The following is a 13,252-nucleotide window of genomic DNA, read 5'->3' as shown; positions in this document are numbered from 1 at the left end:
CATAATATCTATAGGGGATTTACCCACTACAAATATTATAGAGCCGAATAATTCACCGTCACTTTAAAAGAAGTCACTTTGTGGCTTCTTTTTCTGTTTGGTAGAAATAGGTAAAAGTGCCTCAAATATGGTAAAATAGAAGGAGTATATTGTGAGGAAAATGGATGTCAACCACTTTTGAAATTTTAATGAATCAGTTGGGAATACCCGCTGAAATGAGAAATCATGAGGCCTTCTCTCAGGCTGAAATAGAACAAGTTATTGTTCATAAACGAAGCAAAGTTTGGGAGTTTCATTTTGTTTTTGAAAATATCTTGCCTTTTGAACTTTTTCTAGAGTTGAAAAGAGGCTTGAAAGAAGAATTCTCAAAAACGGGAAATCAGGCTAGTTTTGAGATAAAAACGAGAAATCAGGAATTTTCTAGAGAACTTTTACAAGCCTACTATCGAGAGGCTTTTTCGGATGGTCCTTGCGCTAGTCAAGGTTTTCGTTCTATATATCAGAATTTTCAGGTTCGCTTTGAAAATGACCAGTTGATTATTGAAGCTTCTGAAGCGGCAGATACAGAACATTTTAGAAAAAATCATCTGCCAAATCTTAGCAAACAGTTGGAACTTTTTGGCTTTCCTAAATTATCCTGCATTTTAGAAAAAAATGAAGAACTCACGAGGGAAGAGCAAGAGGCTTTTCAGACGGAAAATCAAATGATTATCCAAGCTGCTAATGAAGAAACACTTCGGGCTATGGAACAATTGGAACAGATGGCGCCGCCTCCTCCAGTTGAGGATAAGCCTGTCTTTGATTTCCAAGCTAAGAAAGCAGCTGCCAAGCCAAAACTAGACAAGGCAGAGATTACTCCTATGATTGAGGTTAATACTGAGGAAAATCGTCTGGTTTTTGAAGGAGTTGTCTTTGATGTCGAGCAGAAGGTGACTAGAACAGGTCGTGTCTTAATTAATTTCAAGATGACGGACTATACATCTAGCTTCTCCATGCAAAAATGGGTTAAAAATGAAGAAGAAGCCCAAAAATTTGACATGATCAAGAAAAATTCCTGGCTCCGTGTTCGTGGGAATGTTGAGATGAATAATTTCACACGAGACCTGACCATGAATGTGCAAGATGTGCAGGAAGTGGTTCATTATGAACGGAAAGACTTGATGCCAGAAGGTGAGCGTCGCGTTGAGTTTCATGCCCATACCAACATGTCGACCATGGATGCTTTGCCTGAGGTCGAAGAAATCGTTGCGACAGCTGCCAAATGGGGTCACAAAGCAGTAGCTATCACGGACCATGGCAATGTTCAGTCCTTCCCTCATGGGTACAAGGCTGCCAAAAAAGCTGGTATCCAACTTATCTATGGTATGGAAGCCAATATCGTTGAGGACCGTGTTCCTATCGTTTATAACGAAGTTGAGATGAATTTGTCTGAAGCGACTTATGTGGTCTTCGACGTGGAAACGACAGGACTTTCAGCTATTTATAATGATTTGATTCAAGTTGCGGCTTCCAAGATGTATAAGGGGAATATCATCGCTGAGTTTGATGAATTTATCAATCCAGGGCATCCCTTGTCAGCTTTTACAACTGAATTGACTGGGATTACTGATGACCATGTAAAAAATGCTAAACCCTTGGTTCAAGTTCTGAAAGAATTCCAAGAATTCTGTAAAGATACAGTTCTTGTCGCCCATAATGCAAGCTTTGACGTTGGCTTTATGAATGCCAACTATGAGCGTCACGGTCTACCAAAAATTAGTCAACCTGTCATCGACACGCTAGAGTTCGCTAGAAATCTCTATCCTGAGTATAAACGCCATGGTCTAGGACCTTTGACTAAGCGTTTTGGTGTTGCCCTAGAACACCACCACATGGCCAACTACGATGCGGAAGCAACTGGCCGTTTGCTCTTTATCTTTATTAAGGAAGTAGCAGAAAAACACGGTGTGACAGATTTGGCACGATTAAACCTTGATTTAATCAGTCCAGATTCTTATAAAAAAGCTCGAGTCAAGCATGCGACCATTTATGTGAAAAATCAAGTGGGCTTGAAAAATATCTTTAAGCTGGTTTCTCTCTCAAATACTCAGTATTTTGAAGGAGTACCACGAATTCCACGTACGGTACTGGATGCCCATCGAGAAGGCTTAATCTTGGGCTCCGCTTGTACAGAAGGGGAAGTCTTTGATGCAGTTGTATCACAAGGTGTAGATGCAGCGGTCGAAGTTGCTAAATACTATGACTTTATCGAGGTGATGCCTCCGGCTATCTATGCACCTCTGATTGCCAAAGAGCAGGTCAAGGACATGGAGGAGCTCCACACCATTATCAAGAGTTTGATAGAGGTTGGAGATCGCCTCGGCAAGCCGGTTCTTGCGACAGGAAATGTCCACTATCTCGAACCTGAGGATGAAATTTATCGAGAAATCATCGTCCGAAGTCTAGGTCAGGGGGCTATGATTAACCGAACTATCGGCCATGGAGAAGCTGCCCAACCAGCTCCGCTACCAAAGGCACATTTTAGAACAACTAATGAAATGTTGGATGAATTTGCCTTTCTAGGGGAAGATTTGGCTCGTAAGATTGTCATTGAAAATACCAATGCCCTAGCAGAAATCTTTGAGCCTGTTGAGGTCGTTAAAAGTGATTTGTATACACCTTTCATTGACCAAGCCGAAGAAACCGTTGCCGAATTAACCTATAAAAAAGCTTTTGAAATATATGGAAATCCACTGCCAGATATCGTTGATTTGCGGATTGAAAAGGAATTGACTTCTATCCTAGGGAATGGTTTTGCCGTGATTTATCTAGCTTCGCAAATGCTAGTGCACCGTTCCAATGAACGAGGCTACTTGGTTGGTTCACGGGGGTCTGTTGGATCCAGTTTTGTTGCGACCATGATTGGGATTACCGAGGTTAACCCTCTCTCTCCTCACTATGTCTGTGGTCAGTGTCAGTATAGTGAGTTTATCACGGATGGTTCCTACGGTTCAGGCTTTGATATGCCAGATAAAGACTGTCCAAACTGTGGCAACAAGCTCAGCAAGAATGGACAGGACATTCCTTTCGAGACCTTCCTTGGTTTTGATGGGGATAAGGTACCTGATATCGATTTGAACTTCTCAGGTGAAGATCAACCGAGCGCCCACTTGGATGTGCGTGATATCTTTGGGGAAGAGTATGCCTTCCGTGCAGGAACGGTTGGTACGGTGGCTGCTAAAACAGCCTATGGATTTGTCAAGGGTTACGAGCGTGATTATGGCAAATTCTACCGAGAAGCTGAAGTGGAGCGCCTAGCCCAAGGAGCTGCCGGTGTCAAACGGACGACCGGTCAACACCCAGGAGGAATCGTTGTTATTCCAAACTATATGGACGTCTATGACTTTACTCCAGTGCAGTACCCTGCAGATGATGTCACTGCTGAATGGCAGACCACTCACTTTAACTTCCACGATATCGACGAGAACGTCCTCAAGCTCGATGTTCTTGGACATGATGATCCAACCATGATTCGGAAACTCCAGGACTTGTCAGGCATTGATCCAAATGATATCCCAATGGATGATCCTGGTGTCATGGCCCTCTTCTCAGGTACAGATATCCTAGGAGTAACCCCTGAGCAAATCGGGACTTCAACTGGTATGCTTGGTATTCCAGAGTTTGGAACCAATTTTGTTCGAGGCATGGTGGATGAAACCCATCCGACGACTTTTGCGGAGTTGCTTCAGCTGTCTGGATTGTCCCACGGTACCGACGTATGGTTAGGAAATGCTCAGGACTTGATTAAGGCAGGAATTGCTGACCTATCAACCGTTATCGGATGTCGGGATGATATCATGGTTTACCTCATGCACGCTGGTTTAGATCCCAAGATGGCCTTTACCATCATGGAGCGCGTGCGTAAGGGATTGTGGCTCAAAATCTCAGAAGAAGAGCGCAATGGTTATATAGAGGCTATGAAGGCTAACAATGTACCTGAGTGGTATATCGAATCTTGTGGAAAAATCAAGTACATGTTCCCTAAAGCCCATGCGGCAGCCTACGTTATGATGGCCTTGCGTGTAGCCTACTTCAAGGTTCACCATCCGATTTATTACTACTGTGCTTACTTCTCCATCCGTGCTAAGGCCTTTGATATCAAGACCATGGGTGCAGGCTTGGATGCCATCAAACGCAAGATGCAAGAAATTGCTGAAAAGCGGAAGAACAATGAAGCTTCCAACGTAGAAATTGACCTTTACACAACACTTGAAATCGTCAATGAGATGTGGGAACGTGGTTTTAAATTTGGGAAGTTAGACCTCTATCGTAGTGATGCAACTGAATTCATCATCGATGGGGACACCCTCATCCCACCATTTGTCGCTATGGATGGTCTAGGAGAGAACGTTGCTAAGCAATTGGTACGAGCTCGTCAAGAAGGAGAATTCCTCTCTAAAACCGAACTACGCAAGCGTGGTGGACTTTCCTCAACTTTAGTTGAAAAGATGGATGAAATGAGAATTCTCGGCAATATGCCAGAGGATAATCAGTTGAGTCTGTTTGATGATTTGTTTTAATAGTTTGCAATGTCTTGTGTAGATTTGAGGTTGGCTAATAATGCTAAATAAAAAAAGAGCAACACCTTGGAAACCAGGGAAAGTTATTTCCATACGCTTGCGAAATGGCGTTTACGTATTAGCACAAATGGTGCGTGATCCCTATCTGGTATTTTTCAACCATTTTAACGAAGAAAATAACTGGAAGGGAGTGACCTTGAAAGAGGAGGATATCCTTTTTTGTAAAGCAGTTACTCGTCAGTTTCTACGCTATAGTCCTGTAGCGATTGTAAAAGAAGTTAACCCCCTGTTAGATTATGAACTACCCAAAGAATGGATCTATAGCCATATTGGAGGGCATCCTATTACTGTTTCGGTAAAGGGACGGGAGCGCCAAGTAGCTGGTTTTGGTCGACGCTGTTCTTTAGTTCTAGCGGATAAGGACAGTGGTCAACCGGAGGATAATCCACTTATGGGCCTCTTCCAAGCTTATATCATACCAGATATCAAAGAACAGGATTGGGAACGAGTAGGTCAGGCTGAACACATGTCCATTGAAGTATTTCCAACACTCAATGAGCGTCTCTACCTTTGCTATCTTTATGGGAAAAATATAAATCCAGAACAAGATATCTCTTTGGGAAAGCCCCTGCTTGATGACTATGAAACCTATGTAGATATCCTCACTAACAGTCCAGAGGCACGACGCCTCTACCTAGGAGTGCATGAGGAATAAGAAAGGACATTTGATGAAACTCAGAATTTTTGCGGAAGACAAGCCTGCTCAAAAGGTTTTTGAATATCAGTTAGAGCTTGCTGATCAGACAATTCTTCTATCGACAGCACTCTTGTCAGGTGCTATTGCTTTGGCAGGATTATTTTCTGCTTTGAAAGAAAAATAAAATAGAAAAGAGAAAACAGAATGGTTTTACCAAATTTTAAAGAAAATCTAGAAAAATATGCTAAGTTATTGGTTGCTAATGGAGTGAACGTGCAACCTGGTCACACTCTGGCTCTCTCTATCGATGTGGAACAACGCGAGTTGGCGCATTTAATTGTTAAAGAGGCTTATGCACTTGGTGCACACGAAGTCATTGTGCAGTGGGCTGACGACTTTGTAAATCGTGAGAAATTCCTTCACGCGCCACTAGAGCGTTTGGACAATGTACCAGAATACAAGATTGCTGAGATGAATTACCTTCTTGAAAACAAAGCGAGTCGTCTCGGTGTTCGTTCTTCTGACCCAGGTGCCTTGAACGGAGTTGATGCAGAAAAACTTTCAGCTTCTGCCAAAGCTATGGGAATTGCCATGAAACCAATGCGTATCGCAACTCAATCTAATAAGGTTAGCTGGACTGTAGCTGCCGCAGCTGGACTTGAGTGGGCTAAGAAGGTCTTTCCAAATGCAGCAAGCGATGAAGAAGCAGTAGACCTCCTTTGGGACCAAATCTTCAAGACTTGCCGTATCTACGAAGAAGATCCAGTTAAGGCTTGGGAAGAACATGCAGCTATCTTGAAGAGCAAGGCGGAGATGCTCAACAAAGAACAATTCTCAGCCCTTCACTATACAGCGCCTGGAACTGATTTGACACTTGGCTTGCCTAAGAATCACGTTTGGGAATCTGCCGGAGCGATCAATGCTCAAGGTGAAGGATTCTTGCCAAATATGCCAACAGAAGAAGTCTTTACAGCTCCTGACTTCCGTCGCGCAGATGGTTATGTAACGTCTACAAAACCTCTTAGCTACAATGGAAATATCATCGAAGGTATCAAGGTGACCTTTGAAAATGGTCAAATCGTTGATATCACAGCTGAAAAGGGTGACCAGGTTATGAAGGACCTTGTCTTTAAGAATACTGGTGCGCGTGCCTTGGGTGAGTGTGCCTTGGTACCAGATCCAAGTCCAATTTCTCAGTCAGGGATTACCTTCTTTAACACTCTTTTCGACGAAAATGCTTCTAACCACTTGGCTATCGGTGCAGCCTATGCAACTAGCGTTGTTGGTGGAGCAGAGATGAGCGAAGAAGAACTTGAAGCTGCAGGACTTAACCGTTCAGATGTTCACGTTGACTTTATGATTGGTTCTAACCAAATGGATATCGATGGTATCCGTGAGGATGGGACACGCGTACCTCTCTTCCGCAATGGAGATTGGGCAATTTAAGGAGAATCTATGCTTGGAAGTATGTTTGTTGGTCTTTTAATCGGACTACTAGCAGGAGCTATCACCAATCGTGGAGAACGTATGGGATGCTTCGGAAAAATGTTCCTGGGCTGGATTGGTGCCTTTTTAGGACAATTACTCTTTGGTTTTTGGGGACCAAGCCTAAACGGTACAGCCATTATCCCATCAGTTCTCGGTGCCATGATTTTGCTAGCCATCTTCTGGGAAAGAGGAAGCTAAGTTTCGCTTTAGAAGGCAGATTAATTCTAAAGAATAAGAGNGCCTAAACGGTACAGCCATTATCCCATCAGTTCTCGGTGCCATGATTTTGCTAGCCATCTTCTGGGAAAGAGGAAGCTAAGTTTCGCTTTAGAAGGCAGATTAATTCTAAAGAATAAGAGAGAGGCTGGGACAAAAGTCCTAGCCTCTCAATTGTCTTTGGATTGTCGATCAAGACGCAGTGGTTGAGTGGCCTCTACTACGCTGATTTCATCAGCTTTTACAGCCCTACTCAACTGTGCGGAGGTGGGACAGAAATCGAATTCTAACGAATTACCGATTTCTGTCCCACTCTCTCTTTTTAGGTCGCTAGATAAAGTCCTTTGAAAGCACTCATCTAAGCTTAGCCACAGAGCTTTCAGTGACTGGTTCTTTTTATATTGCCTCAAGTATGGTACAATAAAAGCATGAGAATTCAACAATTACACTATATTATCAAAATTGTAGAGACTGGTTCCATGAATGAAGCTGCCAAGCAACTCTTCATTACGCAACCTAGTCTGTCAAATGCAGTTCGTGACCTAGAAAATGAGATGGGGATTGAGATTTTTATTCGAAATCCCAAGGGAATTACCCTCACACGTGATGGGATGGAATTTTTATCCTATGCCCGTCAGGTTGTCGAGCAAACCCAACTTCTAGAAGAACGTTATAAAAATCCCATCGCTCATCGCGAGCTTTTTAGTGTGTCTTCGCAACACTATGCCTTCGTAGTCAATGCCTTTGTTTCCTTGCTCAAGAAGAGCGATATGGAAAAGTACGAGCTTTTTTTGCGTGAAACCAGAACCTGGGAAATCATCGACGACGTCAAGAACTTCCGTAGTGAAGTCGGAGTCCTCTTTTTAAATAGCTATAACCGTGATGTCCTTTCTAAGATGTTGGATGATAACCATCTAGTTGCTCACCATCTCTTTACAGCCCAACCTCATATCTTTGTCAGCAAGACCAATCCTCTTGCTAAAAAAGACAAGGTGCAGTTGGCAGACCTAGAAGACTTCCCTTACTTGAGCTATGATCAAGGAACCCATAATTCCTTCTATTTCTCAGAGGAGATTTTGTCTCAGGAACACCACAAGAAATCCATCGTTGTTAGTGACCGTGCGACCTTGTTCAATCTCTTGATTGGTTTGGACGGCTATACCATCGCGACTGGTATCCTTAATAGTAACCTCAATGGAGACAATATTGTTTCGATTCCACTTGATATTGATGATCCGATTGAGCTGGTTTATATCCAGCATGAGAAAACTAGCTTATCTAAGATGGGTGAACGCTTCATCGAGTATTTGCTTGAAGAAGTTCGTTTTGATAGCTAATCGTAAGTACATTAGAAAAGAAAAGGAAATATGACTACAATGAATACCAATGATTTTGATTTTCACTTGCCTGAGGAGTTGATTGCACAAACACCTCTGGAAAAGCGCGATGCCTCTAAACTCTTGATAGTCAATCGCAAAACAGGGGAATTTCAAGATCGCCATTTTCACTCTATTATTGAAATGCTAGAGCCAGGTGATGCCCTGGTTATGAATGACACCCGCGTACTACCAGCGCGACTTCATGGTCAAAAGGAAGAAACAGGGGGCCATGTTGAACTCTTGCTCTTGAAAAATACAGCAGGAGACGAATGGGAAGTCTTGGCAAAACCTGCTAAACGTCTCAAGGTCGGAGCTAGAGTTGTCTTTGGCGATGGTCGGCTAAGCGCAGTTGTGACTGAGGAATTGACCCATGGTGGCCGTATTGTGCGTTTTGAATATGAAGGAATTTTCCTAGAAGTACTTGAAAGTCTTGGAGAAATGCCACTGCCTCCTTATATCCATGAAAAGTTGGATGACCGTGAACGTTACCAGACAGTCTATGCCAAGGAGAGCGGCTCAGCGGCTGCCCCAACTGCAGGCCTGCATTTTACCAAGGAATTACTGGAAGAAATCCAGCAAAAAGGGGTTCACCTAGTCTACCTGACCTTGCACGTTGGACTTGGGACCTTTAGACCTGTTTCCGTAGATAATCTGGATGAGCACGAGATGCACTCAGAGTTTTATCAATTGTCTGAAGAAGCTGCTGCGACCTTGCGACAGGTCAAAGAAAATGGGGGTCGTGTCATTGCGGTTGGAACAACCTCTATCCGTACACTAGAAACCATCGGAAGCAAGTTTGATGGGCAAATCCAAGCAGACTCTGGCTGGACCAATATCTTTATCAAACCAGGCTATGACTGGAAGGTTGTGGATGCTTTTTCTACGAATTTCCATTTGCCTAAGTCTACCTTGGTCATGCTCGTTTCTGCCTTTGCAGGCCGTGAATTGGTCTTAGAAGCCTACCAACATGCTATCGACCAAAAATACCGTTTCTTTAGCTTTGGCGATGCCATGTTTATCTATTAAAGCTTTTGAAAAATCAAAGAAGATATAAAGAGAGACTGATTCATTCTTGGATCAGTTTTTTGCTTGATCTTACACAAAGTTACCAAAATAACTATTGAATTATAGACAAATAAATGATACACTGAAGACTAGGGCTTGGCCGTCAAAAATATATGTAATTTCGGACTAGCCATTTTAGACTCAGACTAAACTGGGTCATCATTTTAAAAGGAGATTATCATGAAAAAAACATTGAGCTACACCAGTCTTTCAGCTCTTGCCTTGTTGGCTGTGGTGACACTTGCTGCTTGTGGAGGAAATACTGAAAAAACTACAGCATCTTCAAGCAAAGAGGCTTCTTCCTCTAAAGTAACTAAGGAGTCATCAAGTAAAACAGAAGCTAGTCAAAAAGAGGAGCCGAAGTCTGAAACGAGTCCATCAAGTTCCGCAAGCACTCAAACGGATAAGAAGGAAGAGAAGAAAAAGTCGCCAGAAGCTTACGCAAAATTTCTTGGAACATGGGAAAACTATGCTGGAACAACTGCTACAGTCACAGCTGATGGAATCGTGACCATTCAAAGTTCAAAAGGAACCTTCCAGTATGAAATGGGCCAAGTAGAGGAAAAAGATGGCTACTACTCAACAGGAATCCATCTTGTCGATGGTGGAGAAGGTGCACGCCTTATCTTTACACCAGCAGGTGTAGCAAATGAATTGACAGGTACGGATGGCAGCCAAGACGTCTTGGCAATCGGCCAATCACCAAGCGACAAAGATAGTCATTTTTACCGAAATTAAGAATGAAAAAAGAAAAAATGAGCCAAATCGACGGCTCGCTTTTTGAGTGGTGAAAAGTATGGATGAGATTGATTTGACAAGTAAAAAAGCCTTGATTCCAAGACTTTTTCCTGTTGTTTAGATGCCCCTGCATAATTTTTGAAGAGTTTTCATGTTGAAAATAATCAAAACTATTGAAATAAGTAAAAAGTTGAATTATAGTGAGTATTGTGTCACAATAGGTAATATATAAATAATTAATGGAATGGATATAATTCTTTCCTACCTTTACAAGAAGGATTGGTTGCACCTTTTTTATCTAGCAATTATGGTTAGCTTTCAAGTTTAGCTAGTTTTTAAAAGCTCTGATTTCGACTCAATAAAACAAATTTCAGAAGTGCAAAAGACAAGATGGTGACATTGCTACAGTCAGTCGCCATGTCTTGCTGGCACAGGCTGTTTGTGCCGTCAGCTATTTACCAGTCAATTTGATCAAAGGGCTTAATTATTATTTTTGAAAGGTCTTTTATGGAAAAAATTCTTTCTTTAGGTCTGACAGGTAAGAAATTACTTGTTCAGGGTTTCTTGTTTGTTCTGCTAGGTCTCATCTTGATGGTCACGGGGACTTGGTTGCCAGTAAAGGTTATTCGACTGGTTCTGTTTTTAGCTTGGATAGCAACGGTCTTAGATTTAGTATTACGTATTTTCAAAAAAAGTCAGTCAACGGACACCTTGGGAGTTGCACTGGTTAAATTGTTAGTGCTGGGATATTTGCTTGGCTCCAATCTTGCGACGGATGTGCCGATTTATATTTTGGCTCTTGTGATTGGAGTTTATCAGATTTTTCATGCTAGTATTAACCTTGTCACCTATGTTCTCTACCGCAAAAACAAAATTCGACCTCGTTTTCGTCTCTTACTAGATGGACTCGTACTAGTTTTTCTTGGTGGGACTAGTCTTTTGTCCTCTACAGGAAATTCTGTCTTTCAACTCTTTGTATTAGGGGCTTATTTTTTCCTTTATGGTGTGTCCAATATCCGTGATGGTTTCTTGTTTGAGGAGGAAATTGGGAAAAACCATCTCAAACGTCGCATTAGAATTAGCTTACCTATTGTCCTAGCCGCTCTCATCCCTGCAAGAACTTTAGCAAAAATCAACAAATTCATGCAGGAAAATGCTGATGAGAGAGAGGATATCCATCTTGGAATGGTGAAGTCTGGTAAGACAGCGGAGCTTGAAATTTTTGTTCATACAGCTGAGACCTCTCTGTTTTCGGCAATTGGTCATGTGGATATCTGCTATCAAGGCCGTGTTATTTCTTATGGCAACTATGATCCGTCTTCTGAGACCTTATTTGGCATGGTAGGAGATGGTGTCTTATATTTCTGTGATCGTGACAAGTACATTGACCTATGTAAACGTGAGAGTCAAAAAACGCTTTTTGGTTATGGGATAGATTTGACGCCTGAAATGGAAAAAGCAGTTCAGAAAAAGTTGGCTGAATTGAAACAACTGACGATTCCATGGGAGCCAAGTGCAGATAAAATCATGACAGGTGATGGTAAGGAAGACTACACCTACGCTTATAAAATCAGACATGAGACAGATGGGGAACTTTATAAATTTATCAAATCTAAGTTTAAATCCTACTTTGTCTTATCTACAAACTGTGTGCTCTTGGCTGATACCATAGTCGGTCAGGCTGGCACCGATATCCTCTCACCCAAAGGATTTATCGCTCCAGGAACTTACCAAGCCTACCTTAATCGAGAGTTTGAAAAACCAAATAGTATAGTCGTATCTAAACATGTTTATTAAGGAGAATTTATGAACTTAGTAAAAAAATACACCCCGTTAATACTTTTTATAGGGCTGGTTGCTCTTGTAATTCTGAATGCATCGAGCTTTATATCAGGAGCAATCTCTCTCTTTGATGTAATATCAACCTTGATTTATGGTGCTGTTATTGCTTTTGTGCTTAATGTTCCTATGAAAAAAATTGAACAGTACTTAGTTAAATTGAAGGTAAAGGCAGAGTTGCGTCGTCCGATTGCCATGGTACTTGTTTTCCTAGCTCTTATCTTAATCGTGATTGCTCTTTTGGTTTTGGTGCTGCCAACCCTAGCCCAGACTATTAGTCAGCTGGGAACAGTCCTTTCAACAGTCCTTACTCAACTTGGGAAATTGCTAGGCAGCTCGGAATTTGTAACCAAAGACATGTTGTCAACTATCGTATCAGGCATACAGGGACAATCTAGTTCTATTAGCCAAGCTTTGATAGGTTTTTTATCAGGTCTGACTAGTAATATCGGCAATATTTTTTCAAGTTTGATGAATGCCTTTTTGATTATAGTCTTCACCTTTTTATTTTTATCCAGTAAGGAACATTTGGCAGCGATGACGAGTCGACTTCTAAAAGTTTTTCTTCCAGAGAAGGTGGTGATAAAGTTGACTTACATTGGACAAGTAGCACTAGAGACTTATGACCAATTTTTGATGAGTCAGCTGATTGAAGCAGTTATCATAGGAGTTATGATAGCGGTTGGTTACAGCGTGTTTGGGATACCCTATGGAGTAATGACAGGTATCTTTGCAGGAGTGCTATCGTTCATTCCTTATGTAGGGCCTATGATTGCTTGTGTTGTGGGAGCGATTTTTATCTTCACAGTGAGTCCTACTCAAGCCTTACTTTCTCTTCTTCTATATCAAGTTATACAGCTGATTGAAGGAAACCTTATTTATCCTAGAGTTGTAGGTCAGTCTATTGGTTTGCCAGCTATTTTCACGCTTGCGGCTGCTAGTATTGGAGGCAATCTCTTTGGCTTACTTGGGATGATATTCTTTACACCGATATTTGCTGTTATCTATCGATTGGTTAAAGAATTTGTCGTTGCAAAGGAAAATCAGGTAGATTGAGAAAGACTGAATTTAATAAGATATACTAAGAAGAGAGTGAAAGATTCTCTTCTCTTTTATTTCTAAATGACTTGCTCTTGTTCCGTTGCGAAAATTTATGAATTCATAATAGCCCATTTTAATCTCTATGCGGATTGGCCATGTAATATGGGCACAAATTAGTATAGTTTAGTTAATTATAGACTAGCTCTCTATTGTAAAAAACAGTTGGCCTT

At 41.7% G+C, this 13,252-nt stretch carries 10 protein-coding genes; all 10 read left to right on the top strand.

Going from position 1 to position 13,252, the window contains the following annotated elements:
- Positions 1 to 164 precede the first annotated feature (164 nt).
- The gene (locus AB2B50_RS08805; protein WP_320693054.1) at positions 165 to 4,559 is read left to right on the top strand and encodes a PolC-type DNA polymerase III; all 4,395 of its coding nucleotides are present in this window, start codon (positions 165 to 167) and stop codon (positions 4,557 to 4,559) included.
- A 40-nt stretch (positions 4,560 to 4,599) separates the two neighbouring features.
- Positions 4,600 to 5,274 carry a hypothetical protein gene (locus tag AB2B50_RS08800; protein ID WP_320693053.1) on the top strand — a complete coding sequence of 225 codons (675 nt, stop codon included), beginning with the start codon at positions 4,600 to 4,602 and terminating at the stop codon, positions 5,272 to 5,274.
- 13 nt (positions 5,275 to 5,287) lie between these two features.
- Complete coding sequence (locus AB2B50_RS08795; protein WP_223140520.1) at positions 5,288 to 5,440, top strand: hypothetical protein; 153 nt, start codon at positions 5,288 to 5,290, stop codon at positions 5,438 to 5,440.
- Between the two features lie 20 nt (positions 5,441 to 5,460).
- Positions 5,461 to 6,702, top strand: a complete 1,242-nt coding sequence (locus AB2B50_RS08790; RefSeq protein ID WP_320693052.1) for an aminopeptidase — start codon at positions 5,461 to 5,463, stop codon at positions 6,700 to 6,702.
- Between the two features lie 9 nt (positions 6,703 to 6,711).
- Complete coding sequence (locus tag AB2B50_RS08785; protein WP_049508719.1) at positions 6,712 to 6,942, top strand: GlsB/YeaQ/YmgE family stress response membrane protein; 231 nt, start codon at positions 6,712 to 6,714, stop codon at positions 6,940 to 6,942.
- Between the two features lie 446 nt (positions 6,943 to 7,388).
- Positions 7,389 to 8,297: a LysR family transcriptional regulator gene (locus tag AB2B50_RS08775; RefSeq protein WP_025171295.1), complete on the top strand. Its 909-nt coding sequence runs from the start codon at positions 7,389 to 7,391 to the stop codon at positions 8,295 to 8,297.
- A gap of 39 nt (positions 8,298 to 8,336) precedes the next feature.
- Positions 8,337 to 9,365 carry a tRNA preQ1(34) S-adenosylmethionine ribosyltransferase-isomerase QueA gene (queA, locus tag AB2B50_RS08770; RefSeq protein WP_001095263.1) on the top strand — a complete coding sequence of 343 codons (1,029 nt, stop codon included), beginning with the start codon at positions 8,337 to 8,339 and terminating at the stop codon, positions 9,363 to 9,365.
- A 219-nt stretch (positions 9,366 to 9,584) separates the two neighbouring features.
- Entirely contained in the window at positions 9,585 to 10,142 is a 558-nt protein-coding gene (locus tag AB2B50_RS08765; protein WP_000753298.1) for a hypothetical protein, read from the top strand.
- Between the two features lie 507 nt (positions 10,143 to 10,649).
- Positions 10,650 to 11,939, top strand: a complete 1,290-nt coding sequence (locus AB2B50_RS08760) for a DUF308 domain-containing protein (RefSeq protein ID WP_320693051.1) — start codon at positions 10,650 to 10,652, stop codon at positions 11,937 to 11,939.
- Between the two features lie 9 nt (positions 11,940 to 11,948).
- Complete coding sequence (locus AB2B50_RS08755) at positions 11,949 to 13,037, top strand: AI-2E family transporter (protein ID WP_049551477.1); 1,089 nt, start codon at positions 11,949 to 11,951, stop codon at positions 13,035 to 13,037.
- The last annotated feature ends 215 nt before the right edge of the window (positions 13,038 to 13,252 follow it).

It is taken from the genome of Streptococcus fermentans (genome assembly GCF_040888305.1).
GTDB lineage: Bacteria > Bacillota > Bacilli > Lactobacillales > Streptococcaceae > Streptococcus > Streptococcus fermentans.
Note: the sequence above shows the minus strand (reverse complement) of the source record. Positions and strands in the feature narration are given on the sequence as shown.